The 19,590-nt window shown below is 70.5% G+C and carries 17 protein-coding genes; 2 read left to right on the top strand and 15 right to left on the bottom strand.

Going from position 1 to position 19,590, the window contains the following annotated elements; all coding sequences use genetic code 11:
- Window positions 1-91: 91 nt before the first annotated feature.
- Window positions 92-1,024, bottom strand: a complete 933-nt coding sequence (gene fmt, locus AB0915_RS32125) for a methionyl-tRNA formyltransferase (protein WP_366694423.1) — start codon at window positions 1,022-1,024, stop codon at window positions 92-94.
- A gap of 334 nt (window positions 1,025-1,358) precedes the next feature.
- Between fmt and AB0915_RS32120 the strand changes: the two genes are divergently transcribed.
- Window positions 1,359-1,907, top strand: coding sequence for a hypothetical protein (locus tag AB0915_RS32120; RefSeq protein WP_366694422.1), 549 nt, complete (start codon window positions 1,359-1,361; stop codon window positions 1,905-1,907).
- Window positions 1,908-1,996: 89 nt separating this feature from the next.
- Here AB0915_RS32120 and AB0915_RS32115 read toward each other — a convergent pair whose 3' ends face one another.
- The 14 genes from AB0915_RS32115 to pyrR all read right to left on the bottom strand — a co-directional run bounded on the left by AB0915_RS32115 (window position 1,997) and on the right by pyrR (window position 18,660).
- Window positions 1,997-4,141, bottom strand: a complete 2,145-nt coding sequence (locus tag AB0915_RS32115) for a primosomal protein N' (protein ID WP_366694421.1) — start codon at window positions 4,139-4,141, stop codon at window positions 1,997-1,999.
- 123 nt (window positions 4,142-4,264) lie between these two features.
- On the bottom strand, window positions 4,265-5,488 hold the full coding sequence (gene metK, locus AB0915_RS32110; protein WP_366694420.1) for a methionine adenosyltransferase: 1,224 nt from the start codon (window positions 5,486-5,488) through the stop codon (window positions 4,265-4,267).
- Window positions 5,489-5,720: 232 nt separating this feature from the next.
- Window positions 5,721-6,932, bottom strand: coding sequence for a bifunctional phosphopantothenoylcysteine decarboxylase/phosphopantothenate--cysteine ligase CoaBC (gene coaBC / locus AB0915_RS32105; protein WP_366694419.1), 1,212 nt, complete (start codon window positions 6,930-6,932; stop codon window positions 5,721-5,723).
- Window positions 6,933-7,079: 147 nt separating this feature from the next.
- Window positions 7,080-7,352 carry a DNA-directed RNA polymerase subunit omega gene (gene rpoZ, locus AB0915_RS32100; RefSeq protein ID WP_003970369.1) on the bottom strand — a complete coding sequence of 91 codons (273 nt, stop codon included), beginning with the start codon at window positions 7,350-7,352 and terminating at the stop codon, window positions 7,080-7,082.
- Between the two features lie 83 nt (window positions 7,353-7,435).
- On the bottom strand, window positions 7,436-8,053 hold the full coding sequence (gmk, locus tag AB0915_RS32095) for a guanylate kinase (RefSeq protein ID WP_366694418.1): 618 nt from the start codon (window positions 8,051-8,053) through the stop codon (window positions 7,436-7,438).
- A gap of 38 nt (window positions 8,054-8,091) precedes the next feature.
- Window positions 8,092-8,415 carry an integration host factor gene (locus AB0915_RS32090; protein WP_014157387.1) on the bottom strand — a complete coding sequence of 108 codons (324 nt, stop codon included), beginning with the start codon at window positions 8,413-8,415 and terminating at the stop codon, window positions 8,092-8,094.
- Window positions 8,416-8,659: 244 nt separating this feature from the next.
- On the bottom strand, window positions 8,660-9,499 hold the full coding sequence (gene pyrF, locus AB0915_RS32085; protein ID WP_366694417.1) for an orotidine-5'-phosphate decarboxylase: 840 nt from the start codon (window positions 9,497-9,499) through the stop codon (window positions 8,660-8,662).
- Entirely contained in the window at window positions 9,496-10,605 is a 1,110-nt protein-coding gene (locus tag AB0915_RS32080) for a quinone-dependent dihydroorotate dehydrogenase (RefSeq protein ID WP_366694416.1), read from the bottom strand. The genes pyrF and AB0915_RS32080 overlap by 4 nt, the downstream gene beginning before the upstream one ends.
- A 56-nt stretch (window positions 10,606-10,661) precedes the next feature.
- Entirely contained in the window at window positions 10,662-13,970 is a 3,309-nt protein-coding gene (carB, locus tag AB0915_RS32075; RefSeq protein WP_366694415.1) for a carbamoyl-phosphate synthase large subunit, read from the bottom strand.
- Window positions 13,963-15,105, bottom strand: a complete 1,143-nt coding sequence (gene carA, locus AB0915_RS32070) for a glutamine-hydrolyzing carbamoyl-phosphate synthase small subunit (RefSeq protein ID WP_366694414.1) — start codon at window positions 15,103-15,105, stop codon at window positions 13,963-13,965. Before carA ends, carB begins: the two co-directional genes overlap by 8 nt.
- On the bottom strand, window positions 15,102-15,680 hold the full coding sequence (locus AB0915_RS32065) for a hypothetical protein (RefSeq protein WP_366694413.1): 579 nt from the start codon (window positions 15,678-15,680) through the stop codon (window positions 15,102-15,104). The genes carA and AB0915_RS32065 overlap by 4 nt, the downstream gene beginning before the upstream one ends.
- Window positions 15,677-16,990: a dihydroorotase gene (locus tag AB0915_RS32060; RefSeq protein WP_366694412.1), complete on the bottom strand. Its 1,314-nt coding sequence runs from the start codon at window positions 16,988-16,990 to the stop codon at window positions 15,677-15,679. Before AB0915_RS32060 ends, AB0915_RS32065 begins: the two co-directional genes overlap by 4 nt.
- 2 nt (window positions 16,991-16,992) lie before the next feature.
- Window positions 16,993-17,994, bottom strand: coding sequence for an aspartate carbamoyltransferase catalytic subunit (locus AB0915_RS32055; protein WP_366694411.1), 1,002 nt, complete (start codon window positions 17,992-17,994; stop codon window positions 16,993-16,995).
- Window positions 17,995-18,075: 81 nt separating this feature from the next.
- Window positions 18,076-18,660, bottom strand: a complete 585-nt coding sequence (gene pyrR / locus AB0915_RS32050) for a bifunctional pyr operon transcriptional regulator/uracil phosphoribosyltransferase PyrR (protein ID WP_358860743.1) — start codon at window positions 18,658-18,660, stop codon at window positions 18,076-18,078.
- Between the two features lie 196 nt (window positions 18,661-18,856).
- Between pyrR and bldD the strand changes: the two genes are divergently transcribed.
- A complete protein-coding gene (gene bldD / locus AB0915_RS32045; protein ID WP_014044812.1) occupies window positions 18,857-19,357 on the top strand; it encodes a transcriptional regulator BldD in 501 nt (166 codons plus the stop codon).
- The last annotated feature ends 233 nt before the right edge of the window (window positions 19,358-19,590 follow it).

Genomic DNA, 19,590 nt, shown 5'->3' with positions numbered 1-19,590 from the left:
GGTCATGTGGCGGAGCCACCTGTCCTGCGGCGCCGTGCGGCGAGCGTGCGTGCCGGGCGTCGGGGCGCAGGCGGGGAACTCAGAACAGGCCCTAGATCCCCACCAGCTCCCCCGGGACGATCCGCACCCCGCGCGCCCAGTCCGCGGCCCGCATCGGCTTCTTGCCCTGCGGCTGGACCCAGAGCAGCTCGACAGCGTGCGATCCGGTGCCGACGTACACATGGTTCTTGGACGCGGACAGCTCACCGGGCGCCAGATCGGCGCGGTCCAGGACCGGCACGGCCTGGATCAGCTTGAGGCGTTCCCCGCGGAACAGCGTCCATGCCCCGGGGGCGGGGGTGCAGCCACGCACCACCCGGTCGACCCTCAGCGCCGGTGCGGACCACTGCACCTGGGCGTCCTCGACGGTGATCTTCGGTGCGAGAGTGACGCCGTCCACGGGCTGCGGCACGGCGTGCAGCGTGCCGTCCTCGATGCCGTCCATGGTCGCGGCGAGCAGCCCGGCACCGGCGAAGGCGAGCCGGGTCAGCAGATCACCGCTGGTGTCCGTGGGCCGCACCTCCTCGGTGAGGACGCCGTACACCGGGCCCGAGTCGAGCCCCTCCTCGATCAGGAAGGTCGAGGCGCCGGTGACCTCGTCGCCGGCCATCACCGCGTGCTGGACGGGGGCCGCGCCACGCCAGGCGGGCAGCAGCGAGAAGTGGAGGTTGACCCAGCCGCGGGCGGGTACGTCGAGGGCGATCTTGGGCAGCAGCGCCCCGTACGCGACGACCGGACAGCAGTCCGGGGCGATCTCCCGCAGCCGCGCGAGGAAGTCCTCGTCGCGCGGGCGGGCGGGCTTGAGCACCTCGATCCCGGCCTCCTCGGCGCGCTCGGCGACGGGGCTGGCGACCAAGCGGCGCCCCCGCCCCGAAGGTGCGTCGGGGCGGGTGACGACAGCGGCCACCTCGTGGCGGCCGGAGGCGATCAAGGCGTCCAAGGCGGGTACGGCAACCTCGGGGGTGCCTGCGAAGACGAGCTTCATCCGATGGCCTCTCAAGCTGGTACGGGAGTTGAGCAGCGCACCAGTCTGTGACTCCTCCGCCCCACGAACGGGGCGGCTTCTCACTTGGCTCACCAGAGCCTCGTGACGGCCGAGCCCTGACCGCTGCCCAGGGGCAGAGCCAGAGCGTACTACGCCGTGCGGGAACACCGCCCCGCCCGGGGCGTACGCACGGCCGTGCGCCCCGCGCTTCGGCGCATACGCCCCTGGAGCGTGACCACATGACCGGGTCACGCGTTGGTCAAGAGAGATTGACCGAAGCGGGCCGCCACCATGCGGCCCGGCCCCTTTCAACGCCGGTTCGAGAGGCTTCTTCATGGCCGACCACGCAACCCACGACGCCCAAGCGCGGGCCAGCCTGCATCTGTTGGTGCGGGACATCGAGCGGGTCCGGCGGCAGGTGGACGCACTGCGCACGCTCACGGCCCAACTGGGCAACGTCTACCGTCCGCGCCGCTCCGGCCCGTCCACGGGCTTCGTCGTCTACGGCAGGGCCCCGGCCCCCACCGTCAGACTCGCCCAGGAACTGCGCGACAGCGTCGAGACCCTGGTGACGGCGGCAGTGGACTTCGACCGCTCGCTGGGCTTCTCCTGGGATGCGGTGGGCTCCGCGCTCGGGGTCACCAAGCAGGCGGTCCACCGGCGCTACGGCGCCCGCCGGAACACCCCGCAGCCGGGAACCACCGAGGTGGCAGTCGAGACCGAAGTGCCACGTCCGCTGCCCGTGACGCCCGGGTCCGGCACGGCTCCGGTGCTGCCCGCCGTACCCGCCGCCCGCTCCATGCCCCCGCAACCGTCCGCGGACCGGCCGCCCCTGCGCGAGGAACTCCGCCCCGGCGTCTTCCCCGGCCCGCGCAACGGCTGACCGAGTCCCGCTCCGCCCCCCGTGTCGGACGCACGGCGGGGCCGTCGTATGTGCGCCGTCCGCCGGGCACCGGTGGGCGGCGGGCCGGGTCAGCCGATGTCCGGGGGATCGATCCTGATCCGGACCGGATCACCGCTGCCCCGGGCCGTCCGCGCGGCCTGCGCCGTCTTCAGCGCGGCGGCCAGCGCGGCGCCGCTGCCCGGCGGAACCCTGAGCAGCGCCCGCTCCCAGCTCTCCCCCAACGGCGCGTCCCACGGTCTTCTGGGCCTACCGGGTTCGGTACCCGGAACCGGGACCGGGCCGAGCACCTCCGCCTCCGGCGGCAGTTCGGCCGCGGCAAGGAACGCCGCAAGCGCCTCCGGCGGGCCGGTCACCGACGCCATCCGGGACACCGGCGGGAAACCCAGCTCGGCGCGTTCCGCCAGCTCGCGGCGGGCATGGCCGACCGGGTCCCAGCGCACCAGCGCCTGGACCGGCCGCAGGGTCGGTTCGGCGACGATCACCACCGTGCCGCCCTCCGGCTGGCCCTGTACCAGCGAGGCCGCGGCGGTCCAGCGGCGCAGCGCCTCCTCGCCGGCCCGCAGATCGGGGCGGCCGACCATCGCCCAGCCGTCCAGCAGCAGCGCGGCCGCATAACCTCCCTCGGCGACGGGTTCGGCGCCCGGGGTGCTCACGACCAGCGCGGGCGCGGCCGGCACGGAGTCCAGGATGTGGTCGCGGCCGGACGTCCGCACCGGCACGGCAGGGAAGGCCCGGCCGAGCTCCTCGGCCGTCCGGCGGGCGCCGATGATCCGGGCCCGCAGCCGCTGGGAGCCGCAGGCCGCGCAGTGCCAGGCGGCCTCGGCCCGCCCGCACCACGCGCAGTTGAGATCCCGCTGGTCCGGCGCCTCCAGCGGCCCGGCGCAGTGGCGGCACCGGGCAGGTTCACGGCAGCGCTCGCAGGCCAGCCGCGGCGCGTATCCGCGACGCGGCACCTGGACCAGGACCGGTCCGCGGCGCAGCCCGTCCCGTACGGTCTGCCAGGCGAGACTGGGCAGCCGCGCCGCCCTGGCCGCCCCGTCCCGGGCCAGCTCGCCGTCGCCGACGGTACGCACCAACGGCGCCGCGATCCGCAACTGCTCCCGGTCCGCGCGCAGCGGCAGCGCCCAGCCGGTCTCCACCAACTGGGCGGCCTCCACGGTGCAGCTCGTGCCGCCGAGCAGGAACGCGCACCGGCCGTGCACGGCCCGCAGCTCCAGGACCTCCCGGACATGCGGGAAGGGGGCGTTGTCGTCGCTGTGGCTCGAGTCCCCGTCGTCCCAGACGGCGACCAGGCCCAGGTCCGCGACTGGAGCGAACATCGCGGCCCGCGTCCCGACCACCGCACGCACCGATCCGCGCCGCACGGCAAGCCACTCCCGGTATCGCTTCTCGGGTCCGGAATCGGCGGTCAGCAGGGCGTGGCGGCCCGCCCCGAGCAGTTCGGTGAGCGCGGAGTCCACACGTCCCGCCGTACGCCCGTCCGGTACGACGACGAGCGCGCCTCGCCCCGAGGCGAGGGTGGCGGCCACGGTCCTGGCGATCTCCTGGGGCCAGTGCGGCCCGGGCAGCGCGGTCCATACCGCCCGGGGGGCACCGCCCTCGGCCAGTGACCGTAGGAACGCAGGCCCCTGCTCGTACCGCTCCCAGCTCCCGGGCGACGGCGCCGGGGGCGGTGGCAGCGGCTCCGGTGAGGGCCTGGACTCGGCCCTTCCGCTCCTGGGCGGCACGGCGAGCTGCAGCACATCGGCGAGGCTGCCGGCGTACCGGTCGGCCACCGCGCGCGACAGGGCGAGCAGTTCGGGTCCGAGCACCGGTTCAGGCGACACGACGTAGGCCAGCGCGGCGAGCGCCCCCGGGTAGTCCGACTCGGCACGGCGCTCGATGAGGAACCCGTCGATGAGGCCGCCGCCCTCACGGCGCCCAGCGCGGACATTGCGCCCCCCGGCCCCGAACCGCACCCGCACCCGCACCCCGGGCTGCGCCTCGGCGTCGAGCTCCTCCGGCACGGCGTAGTCGAAGTACTGGTCGAGGTGGAGCACGCCCTTGTTGACCAGCACCCGGGCGACGGGCAGCTCCTTCGCAAGCGCGGCGCCCCGCCAGGTCCGCGGTTTGGCCCGCGGCACCTTCGCCTGCCGCACGGTCTCCCGGATGAGCGCAAGCTGCTCCGGCGCCCCGCCGTCGGGCTCCGCGAACTGCTCGTTGTCCCTGCTCACAGCCAAATTCCTACCAGACGCCACTGACAGCGACCCCGGGCGTTCCGCCCGGGCCGCACGCGCCGGGGCCCGGACACCGCGTGCGGCGTCCGGGCCCCGGCGTACAGAGCGAGTGCGGCAGGCCTACAGCCCGGCCGCCGTGCGCAGTGCTTCCACGCGGTCCGTGCGCTCCCAGGTGAAGTCGGGAAGCTCACGGCCGAAGTGGCCGTACGCCGCGGTCTGGGCGTAGATCGGACGCAGCAGGTCGAGGTCGCGGATGATCGCGGCCGGGCGGAGGTCGAAGACCTCGCCGATGGCGTGCTCGATCTTCTCGGTCTCGACCGCGGCGGTGCCGAACGTCTCGACGAACAGGCCCACCGGCTCGGCCTTGCCGATCGCATACGCCACCTGCACCTCGCAACGGGCCGCGAGGCCCGCCGCGACGACGTTCTTGGCGACCCAGCGCATCGCGTACGCCGCCGAGCGGTCAACCTTCGACGGGTCCTTGCCCGAGAAGGCGCCGCCGCCGTGGCGGGCCATGCCGCCGTACGTGTCGATGATGATCTTGCGGCCGGTCAGACCGGCGTCGCCCATCGGGCCGCCGATCTCGAAGCGGCCGGTCGGGTTGACCAGCAGCCGGTAGCCGTCGGTGTCCAGCTTGATGCCGTCCTCGATCAGCTGCGCGAGGACGTGCTCGACGACGAACTCGCGAATGTCGGGAGCGAGCAGCGAGTCCAGGTCGATGTCACTGGCGTGCTGCGAGGAGACGACGACGGTGTCGAGGCGGACCGCCTTGTCGCCGTCGTACTCGATGGTGACCTGGGTCTTGCCGTCGGGGCGCAGGTACGGGATGGTCCCGTTCTTGCGGACCTCGGACAGCCGGCGGGAGAGCCGGTGCGCGATGTAGACCGGGAGCGGCATGAGCTCGGGCGTCTCGTCGCAGGCGTAGCCGAACATCAGGCCCTGGTCGCCCGCGCCCTGCCTGTCGAGCTCGTCCTCCTCGTCCCTCCGGGAGGCACCCTCGACCCGCTTCTCGTAGGCGGTGTCGACACCCTGAGCGATGTCGGCCGACTGCGCGCCGATGGACACCGAGACGCCGCAGGAGGCGCCGTCGAAGCCCTTCTTCGAGGAGTCGTAGCCGATCTCCAGGATCTTGTTGCGCACCAGAGTCGGGATGTCGGCGTAAGCCTTGGTCGTGACCTCACCCGCGACGTGCACCAGACCGGTGGTGATCAAGGTCTCGACGGCGACGCGCGAAGTCGGGTCCTCGCGCAGGAGGGCGTCGAGAATGGTGTCGCTGATCTGGTCAGCGATCTTGTCGGGGTGACCCTCGGTGACGGATTCCGAGGTGAAGAGACGGCGGGACACATTGCTCCCTGGGGTTGCAGCGGCTGCTGGCTGATCATTGGCGGACGGCCGGGAGCTGCGCCCGGCACGGTCCGGGACCAGTTTATCGGTCGCCGCCACCTGCCGGACCACGTATCTCGCCCTTTGGGAGTTCTGTGACCTGCGGCACTGATGTGCACGGTACGAGAATCACCCTCCGGAGAAGCCACTGACGCCCGGATATGGATGTTTTTTCACCAGTCTGAGACTTTAGTCACGCCTGGGACGAGAAGCGTGCCGACACGAGATCCCAGACCGTGTCGGCGAGCCCCTCCTTGGGACCGTACGGCACCGGGGTCTCGCCGCCGTCGGCCGCCAGGACCACCGCCTCGTTCTCCTCGGAGCCGAAGGTCTTGCGCTCCCCCACCTCATTGACGACGAGCAGGTCACAGCCCTTGCGCAGGAGCTTCTCGCGGCCGTTGGCGAGCACGTTGTCGGTCTCGGCGGCGAACCCGACGACGATCTGGCCCGGCGTTGCCCGCTCGGCGGAGACCTCGGCGAGGATGTCCGGATTACGGACGAGCACGATCGGCGCGGGCTCCTGGCCGTCCTTCTTCTTGATCTTCCCCTCGGCGTACTCGGCCGGGCGGAAATCGGCGACCGCGGCCGCCATCACCACGACATCGGCGTCGGACGCGGCCTTCAGCACCGCTTCTCGCAGCTGCACCGCGGTGCCGACCCGTACGACGTCGGCGCCCGACGGATCGGGGAGTCCGGTGTTGGCCTCGATGAGAGTGACCTTGGCCCCGCGGGCGACCGCGGTACGGGCCAGCGCGTACCCCTGCTTCCCGGAGGAGCGGTTGCCGAGGTAGCGGACCGGGTCGAGCGGCTCCCGCGTACCGCCCGCGCTGATCACCACATGGCGGCCCACCAGGTCCGGCGCCACGGGCCCGCGGGCCAGCACCCGGCGGCAGACCTCGAAGATCTCACCGGGATCGGGCAGCCGGCCCTTGCCGGTGTCGACGCCGGTGAGCCGGCCGACGGCGGGCTCGATGACGACGGCTCCACGCCGGCGCAGCGTGGCGACGTTCTCCTGGGTGGCGGGGTGCTCCCACATCTCGGTGTGCATGGCGGGCGCGAAGACCACCGGACAGCGAGCGGTGAGGAGCGTGTTGGTGAGCAGGTCGTCGGCGAGACCGTGGGCGGCCTTGGCGAGCATGTCGGCGGTGGCGGGGGCGACCACGACGAGGTCGGCACCCTGCCCGATGCGGACGTGCGGCACCTCGTGGACGTCGTTCCACACCTCGGTCGACACCGGGTGGCCGGAGAGCGCCGACCAGGTGGCGGCGCCCACGAACTGGAGCGCGGATCCGGTCGGGACGACCCGTACGTCATGACCGGACTCGGTCAGCCGTCGCAGCAGCTCGCACGCCTTGTAGGCGGCGATGCCCCCACTGACCCCCAGAACGACCTTCGGCTTCTCCACTGCGTCTCCCCGCACTCGGGTACGTATTCGGACACGTACAACCCCCATGCTGCCTCACGGCACCGCAGGCTCCGCCACGCCCCCGGACACACCACAGGCCCGGCGATGGTGGCCGCCGGGCCTGTGGTGAAGGTGCTTTGTTCCTGCTTACTGAGCGGGGCCCTCGATGGCCTCGGAGGTCAGCAGGCCCGCGTTGATCTCGCGGAGCGCGATCGAGAGCGGCTTCTCGTGCACGTGGGTGTCGACGAGCGGACCGACGTACTCGAGGAGGCCTTCGCCGAGCTGCGAGTAGTACGCGTTGATCTGACGCGCGCGCTTGGCGGCGTAGATCACAAGGCTGTACTTCGAGTCGGTGGCCTCAAGGAGCTCATCAATCGGCGGGTTGATGATGCCCTCGGGCGTGGTGATGGAAGAGGACACTCTCTGCCTTCCGAAGGGGGTAAAGATCAAAGAAATCTTTGATACTGCGGATTCCGCCGGGGTGGTGCTCCGGTTCGGCTGGTTCAGGCGCTGCTGTCACGGCGGGCGGAAGCCTGAAGCATCAAGGCTAGCAGCTCACGTGATACGTCCTCGACGGAGGTGTTGACCAGCGTCGTATCGAACTCCGATTCGGCGGCGAGCTCGACCTTGGCGGCGGCAAGCCGACGCTCGATCACCTCGGGCGCCTCGGTCCCGCGGCCGGTGAGCCGGCGCACCAGCTCGTCCCAGCTCGGCGGGGCGAGGAAGACCAGCTGCGCGTCGGACATCGACTGGCGGACCAGCCGGGCACCCTGGAGATCGATCTCCAGGAGAACCGGCTCGCCCGCGTCGAGGCGTTCGACCACAGCGCGGCGCGGTGTGCCGTACCGGTTACCGGCGAATTCGGCCCACTCCAGCAGTTCGCCGTTGGCGATCAGCTTGTCGAACTCGTCGTTGTCCACGAAGAAGTAGTGGACACCGTTGCGCTCCCCTGGGCGCGGCTTGCGGGTCGTCGCCGACACCGAGAGCCAGACATCGGGGTGCGCCTTGCGCATGTGAGCGACGACCGTGCTCTTGCCGACACCGGAGGGGCCGGAGAGCACGGTCAGCCGCGGACGTACGTCCGGGGGTACGGGGGACGTCCCCCGGGATGTTGCAGCCATGGAGCGATTATCCCCGTTCTCAGGGGTGCCTGAGAACGTCAGGCGGCGGAGCCGCCGAACTCTCGCTCCAAGGAAGCGATCTGGTTGGAGCCGAGACCCCGCACACGGCGGCTCTCGGAGATCCCGAGCCGCTCCATGATCTGCTTGGCGCGGACCTTGCCCACGCCGGGCAGGGACTCCAGAAGGGCGGAGACCTTCATCTTGCCGATGACGTCGTTCTCCTGGCCCTGCTTGATGACCTCGTGGAGCGACGCGCCGGAGTGCTTGAGTCGATTCTTGACCTCGGCCCGCTCCCGGCGAGCCGCGGCGGCCTTTTCGAGCGCGGCTGCGCGCTGTTCAGGGGTAAGGGGCGGAAGAGCCACGCCTACGTCACCTCGGATGTCGATCTGTCGGATACGGACCAGTGAGGAACCTAGTCGCCCCACACCTGGTGAGCAACGAACAACCTGTGCACGTTGGCTCTCGTCGGAGACTAGCGGCCAAGGCCGCCGGAGTCAGCGAGAACAGACGAAAAGTCCTGGTCAGCCTCAGCCGACCAGGACATTTCAGACATAACAACCGAGTTTTCGGGTCATGATTCCGTCAACACGCTGTTACATGGCATGGTCAGTTTTCCTGAACGGCTGCACGGACCTCGTCCGTGAGCCGTTCGGTGGCTTCGCGCAGCCCCGACGCGTCCGGTCCGTGGCGCAGCACGCCCCGGCTCACGCTCGGCAGTACGTTGCCCACCGCGGCACCGAAGACACCCGGCAGATCGGCGGGGGTGGCACCCTGGGCGCCGATCCCGGGGGCCAGCAGCGGTCCGTTGACCGCCAGGTCCACGCCCGCGTCGCCGAGTGTGGCGCCGATCACGACGCCGACCGAGCCGAGCGGCTCGGCGCCCTCGTTCTCGGCGGCCACGTGGTCGAGCATCACCTGGGCCAGCGACCGGCCGTCCGCGGTGGTGGCGCGCTGCACCTCGGCGCCCTCCGGGTTGGAGGTGAGTCCGAGGACGAAGACGCCCGCACCGGAGAGGACGGCCGCGTCGAGCGCCGGGCGCAGCGAGCCGAATCCGAGGTATGGCGAGACGGTGAGCGCGTCGGAGAACAGCGGCGAGTCCTTGTCCAGGTAGGTCGCCGCGTAGGCGCCCATGGTGGAGCCGATGTCGCCGCGCTTGGCGTCCATCAGGACGAGCGCGCCGGCCGCCCGCGCCTCCTCGACGCCCTTCTCCAGGACGGCGATGCCGCGCGAGCCGAACCGCTCGAAGAACGCGGACTGCGGCTTGAGGACGGCCACTCGGTCGGCCAGCGCCTCGACGACGGTGCGGGTGAAGCGCTCCAGGCCCGCGATGTCGTCGTTCAGACCCCAGGAGGCAAGCAGCGAGGCGTGCGGGTCGATGCCGACGCAGAGCGGCCCGCGGATGTCCATGGCGCGGCGCAGTCGTGCGCCGAAGGGTTCAAGAGTCACTTCGTGGCCTTCCGGGTCTCGGCGCCGACGGCCTCGGCGAGGGTGGCGTACGGGGAAGCGGCGAGGCGTGCGGCCAGGCCCTTGTGAATCGCGCGGGCGTAGAACGGGCCCTCGTAGATGAAGGCGCTGTAGCCCTGGACGAGGGTGGCGCCGGCGAGAATGCGCTGCCAGGCGTCCTCGGCGGTCTCGATGCCGCCGACGCCCACCAGGGTGATCTCGTCGCCGACCCGCGTGTAGAGGCGCCGCAGGACTTCCAGGGAGCGCGCCTTGAGGGGCGCGCCGGAGAGTCCGCCGGTCTCCTTGACGAGCGACGGTGAGGACTTCAGCCCGAGACCGTCGCGGGCGATGGTGGTGTTGGTGGCGATGATGCCGTCCAGGCCGAGCTCGACCGCGAGGTCGGCGACCGCGTCGACGTCCTCGTCGGCGAGGTCGGGGGCGATCTTGACGAGGAGCGGGACCCGGCGCTCGGTGACGGTCCGGTCGGCCGCCTCGCGCACGGCGGTGAGCAGCGGGCGCAGTGCCTCGGTGGCCTGGAGGTTGCGCAGACCGGGCGTGTTGGGCGAGGAGACGTTGACGACGAGGTAGTCGGCGTGGCGGGCGAGCCGCTCGGTGGACTTCACGTAGTCGCCGACGGCCTCGGCCTCCGGCACGACCTTGGTCTTGCCGATGTTGACGCCGACCGTCGTCCGGAAGACGGGGTTACGGGCGGCCAGGCGCTCGGCCACGGCCGCGGAGCCCTCGTTGTTGAACCCCATGCGGTTGATCAGCGCGCGGTCCGCCACGAGGCGGAAGAGGCGCTTCCTGGGGTTGCCGGGCTGTGGCTCGCCGGTGACCGTACCGATCTCGATGTGGTCGAAGCCGAGCATCGACATGCCGTCGATCGCGACGGCGTTCTTGTCGAAGCCCGCGGCGAGGCCGAACGGGCCGTGCATGCGCAGACCGAGGGCCTCGGTGCGCAGCTCCTTGTAGCGGGGAGCGAGCACCGCGGCGACGAAGGTGCGCAGGACGGGGATGCGGGCCGCGAGGCGGATCCACCGGAAGGCCAGGTAGTGGGCCTGCTCCGGGTCCATCCGCTTGAAGACCAGCCGGAAGAAGAACTTGTACATGGGAGTGTCCTCACAGAGAGGGGGACACCGTTTCCGGTGTCCCCCTGCTGGGCTGCCTAGTCGCGGGCCGCGGTCAGATGTTCCGCGTGTTCCTGGAGGGAACGTACGCCGACGTCTCCGTGGGTGAGCGCGTCGATGCCCTGGACCGCGGCGGCGAGCGCCTGGACCGTGGTCAGGCACGGCACCGCGCGGGCCACGGCCGCGGTACGGATCTCGTAGCCGTCGAGGCGGCCGCCCGTCCCGTACGGCGTGTTGACGATCAGGTCGACCTCGCCGTCGTGGATGAGCTGGACGATGGTCTTCTCGCCGTTCGGGCCCTCGCCCTCGGACTGCTTGCGCACGACGGTGGCGTTGATGCCGTTGCGCTTGAGGACCTCGGCGGTGCCGGAGGTGGCCATCAGCTCAAAGCCGTGGGCGACCAGCTCACGGGCCGGGAAGATCATCGAGCGCTTGTCACGGTTGGCGACGGAGATGAAGGCGCGGCCCTTGGTGGGCAGCGGGCCGTACGCGCCGGCCTGCGACTTGGCGTACGCCGTGCCGAAGACCGAGTCGATGCCCATGACCTCACCGGTGGAGCGCATCTCCGGGCCGAGGACCGTGTCGACGCCGCGGCCGTGGATGTCGCGGAACCGCGACCACGGCATGACGGCCTCCTTGACGGAGATCGGCGCGTCGAGCGGCAGGGTGCCGCCGTCGCCGTTCCTCGGCAGCAGGCCCTCCTCGCGGAGCTCGGCGACGGTCGCGCCCAGCGAGATGCGGGCGGCGGCCTTGGCGAGCGGCACCGCGGTCGCCTTCGACGTGAAGGGGACGGTACGGGAAGCGCGCGGGTTGGCCTCCAGGACGTACAGGATGTCGCCGGAGAGCGCGAACTGAATGTTGATCAGCCCACGCACGCCGACGCCCTTGGCGATGCCCTCGGTGGAGGCGCGCAGCCGCTTGATGTCGTAGCCGCCGAGGGTGATCGGGGGCAGCGCGCAGGCGGAGTCGCCGGAGTGGATGCCGGCCTCCTCGATGTGCTCCATGACGCCGCCGAGGTAGAGCTCGGTGCCGTCGTAGAGCGCGTCGACGTCGATCTCGATGGCGTCGTCGAGGAAGCGGTCGACCAGGACCGGCCGGGTGGGGCTGATCTCGGTGGACTCGGCGATGTACGAGGAGAGCCGCGTCTCGTCGTACACAATCTCCATGCCACGGCCGCCGAGCACGTACGACGGGCGCACGAGGACGGGGTAACCGATCTCGTCGGCGATGGACTTGGCCTCGGCGAACGTGGTGGCGGTGCCGTGCTTCGGGGCCGGGAGTCCGGCCTCGGCCAGGACACGGCCGAACGCGCCGCGGTCCTCGGCTGCGTGGATCGCCTCCGGGGAGGTGCCGACGACCGGCACCCCGTTGTCCTTGAGCGCCTGCGACAGACCCAGCGGGGTCTGGCCGCCGAGCTGGACGATGACACCGGCGATGGGGCCCGCGAGGGATTCCGCGTGCACGATCTCCAGCACGTCCTCGAGCGTCAGCGGCTCGAAGTACAGGCGGTCGGAGGTGTCGTAGTCGGTGGAGACGGTCTCCGGGTTGCAGTTGACCATCACGGTCTCGTAGCCCGCGTCGCTCAGCGCGAAGGAGGCGTGGACGCAGGAGTAGTCGAACTCGATGCCCTGACCGATGCGGTTGGGGCCGGAGCCGAGGATGATCACCGCGGGCTTGGTGCGGGTCGCGACCTCGCTCTCCTCGTCGTACGAGGAGTAGAAGTACGGCGTGTTCGCGGCGAATTCGGCGGCGCAGGTGTCGACCGTCTTGTACACCGGGCGGATGCCGAGGGCGTGCCGGACCTCACGGACGACGTCCTCACGCAGACCGCGGATCTCGGCGATCTGGACATCGGAGAATCCGTGCCGCTTGGCCTCGGCGAGCAGCTCGGGACCGAGCTTGTCGGCGGCGGCCAGCTCGTCGGCGATCTCCTTGATCAGGAAGAGCTGGTCGACGAACCAGGGGTCGATCTTCGTGGCGTCGAAGACTTCTTCCTGGGTGGCGCCGGCCCGGATCGCCTGCATGACCGCGTTGATCCGGCCGTCGGTCGGACGGACCGCCTCGGCCAGCAGCTCGGCCTTGTCGCCGGGCTCACCCGTGAAGGCGAACTGCGAGCCCTTCTTCTCCAGGGAGCGCAGCGCCTTCTGGAGCGCCTCGGTGAAGTTGCGGCCGATCGCCATGGCCTCGCCCACCGACTTCATGGTGGTGGTGAGGGTCGAGTCGGCGGACGGGAACTTCTCGAAGGCGAACCGCGGGGCCTTGACGACGACGTAGTCGAGCGTCGGCTCGAAGGAGGCCGGGGTCTTCTCGGTGATGTCGTTGGGGATCTCGTCGAGCGTGTAGCCGACGGCCAGCTTGGCGGCGATCTTGGCGATCGGGAAGCCGGTGGCCTTCGACGCCAGCGCCGAGGAGCGGGAGACGCGCGGGTTCATCTCGATCACGATGACCCGGCCGTCGACCGGGTCGATGGCGAACTGGATGTTGCAGCCGCCGGTGTCGACACCGACCTCGCGGATGATCGCGATGCCGATGTCACGCAGCCGCTGGTACTCGCGGTCGGTGAGCGTCATCGCCGGGGCGACGGTGATCGAGTCACCCGTGTGGACGCCCATCGGGTCGAAGTTCTCGATGGAGCAGACGACCACGACGTTGTCGTGCTTGTCGCGCATCAGCTCCAGCTCGTACTCCTTCCAGCCGAGGATGGACTCCTCCAGGAGCACCTCGGTGGTCGGGGAGAGCGTGAGGCCCTGACCGGCGATCCGGCGCAGCTCCTCCTCGTCGTGCGCGAAGCCGGAGCCGGCGCCGCCCATCGTGAAGGAGGGGCGGACGACGACGGGGTAGCCGCCGAGCGTGTCCACGCCCTGGAGCACGTCGTCCATCGTGTGGCAGATGACCGAGCGGGCGGACTCGCCGTGGCCGATCTTCGCGTTGACGGCCTCGACGACGCCCTTGAAGAGGTCGCGGTCCTCGCCCTTGTTGATGGCTTCGACATTGGCGCCGATGAGCTCGACACCGTACTTCTCCAGAACACCGTTCTCGTGCATGGAAATCGCGGTGTTGAGCGCGGTCTGGCCGCCCAGCGTCGGGAGCAGCGCGTCGGGGCGCTCCTTGGCGATGATCTTCTCGACGAACTCGGGGGTGATCGGCTCGACGTACGTGGCGTCGGCGATCTCCGGGTCGGTCATGATCGTCGCCGGGTTGGAGTTCACCAGGATGACGCGCAGGCCCTCGGCCTTGAGGACGCGGCAGGCCTGGGTGCCGGAGTAGTCGAACTCGGCGGCCTGACCGATGACGATCGGGCCGGAGCCGATGACCAGGACGGACTGGATATCGGAGCGCTTAGGCACGCTGGCCCTCCATCAGGGATACGAAGCGGTCGAAGAGGTACGCGGCGTCGTGCGGGCCCGCGGCTGCTTCGGGGTGGTACTGGACGCTGAAGGCAGGCTGGTCGAGGAGTTGCAGCCCCTCGACGACCTGGTCGTTCAGACAGACGTGGGAGACCTCGGCCCGGCCGAACTTCGTGTCCGACACCTTGTCCAGCGGGGCGTCGACGGCGAAGCCGTGGTTGTGCGCGGTGACCTCGACCTTGCCGGTCGTGCGGTCCTGCACCGGCTGGTTGATGCCGCGGTGGCCGTACTTGAGCTTGTACGTGCCGAAGCCGAGCGCGCGGCCCAGGATCTGGTTGCCGAAGCAGATACCGAAGAGCGGCGTCTTCCGCTCCAGGACGCCCTGCATGACCGAGACCGGGTGGTCGGCGGTGGCCGGGTCGCCGGGGCCGTTGGAGAAGAAGACTCCGTCGGGCTGGACCGCGTAGACCTCGTCGAGGGTGGCGGTGGCGGGCAGGACGTGCACCTCGATGCCGCGCTCGGCCATCCGGTGCGGGGTCATGCCCTTGATGCCGAGGTCGATCGCGGCGACGGTGAACTTCTTGGTGCCGATCGCGGGGACGACGTACCTCTCCTTGGTCGCGACCTCGGCGGAGAGGTCGGCGCCCACCATCTCGGGGGCTTCCAGCACCCGGGCCAGCAGCGTGGCCTCGTCAGCGACCGCGTCGCCGGAGAAGATGCCGACGCGCATGGCGCCGCGCTCGCGCAGGTGGCGGGTGAGGGCGCGGGTGTCGATGCCGCTGATGCCGACGACGCCCTGGCGCTCCAGCTCCTCGTCGAGCGAACGCTGCGAGCGCCAGTTGGACGGCACCCGTGCGGGGTCGCGCACCACGTAGCCGGAGACCCAGATCTGCTGGGACTCGGGGTCCTCGTCGTTCACCCCGGTGTTGCCGACGTGCGGGGCGGTCATCACGACGACCTGGCGGTGGTACGAGGGGTCGGTCAGGGTCTCCTGGTAGCCGGTCATGCCGGTGGAGAACACCGCCTCGCCGAAGGTCTCCCCCACGGCCCCGTAGGCGCGGCCGCGGAAGGCGCGGCCGTCCTCCAGGACGAGTACAGCGGGAGCTTTGGCGGCTCCCCGGGTGGAGATGGTCATCGTGCGGTGCCTTCCGTAGTGCTGGTGAGGTGGTGAATGGCGTCGACCCAGGCCGGGTGTTCGGCCGAGTGGTCGGAGCGGAAGCCGGAGTCGATCAGCTTGTCGCCGAGCGCCCAGGTGATGATCAGCAGGCCGCCCTCGGGGAGGACCTTGCCCGCGATGCCCTTGTCGAGCCGGGCGTCACGCAGCTGCGCGGCCGGGACGAAGAAGTCGGCTGCTCCGGGGCGTACGACGTCGAGTCCCTGCTCGGTCAGCGTGAGCTCCACGCGGCTGCGGGTACCGAGGCCGTGGGCGACGATCCGGTCGAGCCACTGCCCGGCGGTCGTCGAGGCGTGGTAGCGGCCTGTCATCGTCAGCAGCGGCTCGCCGTCGGCGTACCCCTCCGGCGTGGCGGGCAGCTCCGGCAGATCGGACTGCAGGCTCCCCCGCCACTTCCACCCCTGGCGCATCAGCCAGTAGATGAAGGCGATGAAGACGATCAGTCCGATCACCCAGCTGATGCGGGCGGGCCAATCGGTCACGTCCGCCGACTTCTGCTCGGCGGCCAGCTGGTACAGGGGGGTCAGTGATGTCACGCGAGCTTCCCGTCGACGACCGTGGCACGGCCCCGCAGGAAGGTATGGGTGACGCGACCCGGCAGCTCGCGCCCCTCGTACGGGGTGTTGCGGCTGCGGGAGGCGAAGCCCGCGGGGTCCACGACTCCACGGTATGCCGGATCGACCAGCGTGAGGTTGGCAGGCTCACCGGCCGAGACGGGGCGGCCGTGTCCGTCGAGCCGGCCGATGGCGGCCGGGCGGAACGACATCCGGTCGGCGACGCCCGCCCAGTCGAGGAGCCCTGTCTCGACCATGGTCTGCTGGACGACGGAGAGCGCGGTCTCCAGACCCACCATGCCCATGGCGGCCGCGGCCCACTCGCAGTCCTTGTCCTCGTGCGGGTGCGGGGCATGGTCGGTGGCGACGCAGTCGATCGTGCCGTCGGCGAGTGCCTCGCGCAGGGCCAGCACGTCGGCCTCGGTGCGCAGCGGGGGGTTCACCTTGTAGACCGGGTTGTACGACCGTACGAGCTCGTCGGTGAGGAGCAGGTGGTGCGGGGTGACCTCGGCGGTCACGTTCCACCCCTTGGACTTGGCCCAGCGGACGATCTCCACCGAGCCGGCGGTCGACAGGTGGCAGATGTGCACCCGGGAGCCGACGTGGGCGGCGAGGAGAACATCGCGGGCGATGATCGACTCCTCGGCGACGGCCGGCCATCCGCCGAGACCGAGCTCGGCCGAGACGATGCCCTCGTTCATCTGGGCGCCCTCGGTCAGGCGGGGCTCCTGGGCGTGCTGGGCGACGACACCGTCGAACGCCTTCACGTACTCCAGCGCGCGCCGCATGATCACCGCGTCGTCGACACACTTGCCGTCGTCGGAGAAGACTCTCACTCCAGCGGCCGAATCGTGCATGGCGCCGAGCTCAGCGAGCTGCTTGCCCTCCAGCCCGACGGTGACGGCGCCGATCGGCTGCACGTCGCAGTACCCGGACTCCTTGCCGAGCCGCCAGACCTGCTCGACGACACCGGCGGTGTCGGCGACCGGGAAGGTGTTGGCCATGGCGTGCACAGCGGTGAAGCCACCGACCGCCGCCGCCTTGGTGCCGGTGAGAACGGTCTCGGAGTCCTCGCGCCCGGGCTCACGCAGATGGGTGTGCAGGTCGACCAGACCGGGCAGCAGAATCTGCCCCTCGGCTTCGACGACGGTCGCGTCGCCGGCGTCGATACCGGCACCATTCCAGTCGATTTCGCCCTGCCGGGCGGTGGCGGCAATGGTCTCGCCGTCGATCAGGACGTCCTGGGGCTCGCCGCCGAGGACCTTCGCGCCGCGGATAAGGATCTTGCTCATGATTACTTGTTCTCCTCGGAATCAGCGGGGCGCGCAGCGTTTCGATCAAGGGTGGCGGCGGGCTCGGACCCACCCAGCAGCAGATAGAGCACCGCCATCCGGATGGAGACACCGTTGGCGACCTGCTCGACGGCCGTGCAGCGGTCGGAGTCGGCGACCTCGGCGGTGATCTCCATGCCGCGGACCATCGGGCCGGGGTGCATGACGATGGCGTGCTCCGGCATCTTCGCCATGCGCTCGCCGTCCAGGCCGTAGCGGCGGGAGTACTCGCGCTCGGTCGGGAAGTACGCGGCGTTCATCCGTTCACGCTGCACACGCAGCATCATCACCGCGTCGGACTTCGGCAGCACTTCGTCGAGGCTGTAGCTGACCTCGCAGGGCCACTGCTCCACACCCACCGGCACGAGGGTCGGCGGGGCCACCAGGGTGACATGGGCGCCGAGCGTGTGCAGCAGGTGGACATTGGAGCGGGCGACCCTGCTGTGCAGGACGTCGCCGACGATGGTGATCCGCCGTCCGTCCAGGTCCCGGCCCAGGCCGGTGTCGGCGCCCACCAGCCGGCGACGCATGGTGAACGCGTCGAGCAACGCCTGGGTGGGGTGCTCATGGGTGCCGTCACCGGCGTTGACGACGGCGCCGTCGATCCAGCCGGACGTCGCGAGGCGGTACGGGGCGCCGGAGGCACCGTGCCGGATGACGACGGCGTCGGCGCCCATCGCCTCCAGGGTCAGCGCGGTGTCCTTGAGCGACTCGCCCTTGGAGACCGACGAGCCCTTCGCGGAGAAGTTGATGACATCGGCGGAGAGGCGCTTGGCAGCGGCCTCGAAGGAGATGCGGGTGCGCGTCGAGTCCTCGAAGAAGAGGTTGACGACGGTACGGCCGCGCAGGGTCGGGAGTTTCTTGATCGGCCGGTCCGCTACCCGGGCCATCTCCTCGGCGGTGTCGAGGATCAGGACGGCGTCGTCGCGGGTGAGGTCGGCGGCCGAGATGAGGTGACGCTTCATCTGGGTGTTCTCCTGGAGAGTTCAGGCATGCGGGCGTGCAGAAGCCGTCGTACGACCGGTGCGTCGTACGGACGTGTGCAGCTACTGCTCGCCTGCCGGGGCGGTCTGCTGGACGCCGAGCAGTACGGCGTCACGGCCGTCCTCCTCGGCGAGCTGGACCTTGACCGTCTCCCGCAGCGACGTGGGGAGGTTCTTGCCGACGTAGTCGGCACGGATCGGGAGCTCGCGGTGGCCGCGATCGACGAGGACCGCAAGTTGCACCGCGCGGGGCCGGCCGATGTCGCCGAGCGCGTCGAGCGCGGCGCGGATCGTGCGGCCGGAGAAGAGAACATCGTCCACCAGGACGACCAGACAGCCCTCGATGCCCTCACCGGGGATCTCGGTACGGGCCAGGGCGCGCGCCGGGCGCAGCCGCAGGTCGTCGCGGTACATGGTGATGTCGAGGGAGCCGACCGGCATCTTCCGGCCGGTGATCTCCTGGAGCTTGTCGGCGAGCCGACGGGCGAGAAAAACGCCTCGCGTCGGGATGCCGAGCAGGACCACGTCGTCGGCGCCCTTGGCGCGTTCGACGATTTCATGGGCGATACGGGTCAGTACTCGGGCGACGTCGGGGGCCTCCAGAACGGGGCGTGCCGCATTGCCGGTGGCTTCGTGCTGTGCGTCCATAAGAAACGGACCTCCTTCTCCGCCTCACTGGACGGACCTTAAAGGACGTCGAAATTGCGTCATCAACGTTACCAGGGCTTGAACTCGACCCTGGTCGCACCCCCGGGAGGTGCCGGTCCGGACCATTCGGCTTGACGCATCCAAGTAACGCTGCGTAACCTCACAGTGAGTTACCAGACTTCGTCCGGGGAGCCTTATGTCCAGCGAATACGCAAAACAGCTCGGGGCCAAGCTCCGTGCCATCCGCACCCAGCAGGGCCTCTCCCTCCATGGCGTGGAGGAGAAGTCTCAGGGCCGCTGGAAGGCCGTCGTGGTCGGCTCGTACGAGCGCGGCGACCGCGCCGTGACCGTGCAGCGCCTCGCCGAACTCGCGGACTTCTACGGGGTCCCGGTGCAGGAGCTTCTGCCCGGTACGACGCCGGGCGGGGCCGCAGAGCCGCCGCCGAAGCTTGTCCTGGACCTGGAGCGCCTCGCCCACGTCCCGCCGGAGAAGGCCGGACCGCTGCAGCGCTACGCCGCGACGATCCAGAGCCAGCGCGGTGACTACAACGGCAAGGTGCTCTCGATCCGCCAGGACGACCTGCGCACGCTGGCGGTGATCTACGACCAGTCGCCGTCCGTGCTCACGGAACAGCTGATCAGCTGGGGCGTGCTGGACGCGGACGCGCGTCGCGCGGTTGCCCACGAGGAAGGCTGACGTCCGGGGCTGAAGCCCCGGCCAGCAGAAACGTACCGCCGGGTTGCCGGGTGCCTTTTTCGGGCCCGGCGACCCGGCGTTTTTTCTGCCCCGGTCCGGGGCAGGGCGCCCGCCCGGGTGCGCCCGGGTCCGGGGTGCGGGGTCGCCCTGGCGGGCGGTGCGGTTCTCGTCCCCGGGTCCGGGGTGACCGGTTCCGTCCTCAATCGCCGGACGGGCTGGATTTTCGGTGCCGT

It is taken from the genome of Streptomyces sp. NPDC048411 (assembly GCF_040704695.1).
In the GTDB taxonomy this organism is placed as follows: Bacteria; Actinomycetota; Actinomycetes; order Streptomycetales; family Streptomycetaceae; genus Streptomyces.
The sequence above is the reverse complement of the archived record's forward strand: the minus strand, read 5'-3'. Positions and strand labels throughout refer to the sequence as shown.

Excerpts from the sequence above, each read along its gene's own strand:
- fmt (WP_366694423.1), bottom strand. The coding sequence starts at position 1,024 with ATGAAGCTCGTCTTCGCAGGCACCCCCGAGGTTGCCGTACCCGCCTTG.
- AB0915_RS32120 (WP_366694422.1), top strand. The coding sequence starts at position 1,359 with ATGGCCGACCACGCAACCCACGACGCCCAAGCGCGGGCCAGCCTGCAT.
- gmk (WP_366694418.1), bottom strand. The coding sequence starts at position 8,053 with ATGGCTGCAACATCCCGGGGGACGTCCCCCGTACCCCCGGACGTACGT.
- AB0915_RS32080 (WP_366694416.1), bottom strand. The coding sequence starts at position 10,605 with ATGTACAAGTTCTTCTTCCGGCTGGTCTTCAAGCGGATGGACCCGGAG.
- carA (WP_366694414.1), bottom strand. The coding sequence starts at position 15,105 with ATGACCATCTCCACCCGGGGAGCCGCCAAAGCTCCCGCTGTACTCGTC.
- AB0915_RS32060 (WP_366694412.1), bottom strand. The coding sequence starts at position 16,990 with ATGAGCAAGATCCTTATCCGCGGCGCGAAGGTCCTCGGCGGCGAGCCC.
- AB0915_RS32055 (WP_366694411.1), bottom strand. The coding sequence starts at position 17,994 with ATGAAGCGTCACCTCATCTCGGCCGCCGACCTCACCCGCGACGACGCC.
- pyrR (WP_358860743.1), bottom strand. The coding sequence starts at position 18,660 with ATGGACGCACAGCACGAAGCCACCGGCAATGCGGCACGCCCCGTTCTG.
- bldD (WP_014044812.1), top strand. The coding sequence starts at position 18,857 with ATGTCCAGCGAATACGCAAAACAGCTCGGGGCCAAGCTCCGTGCCATC.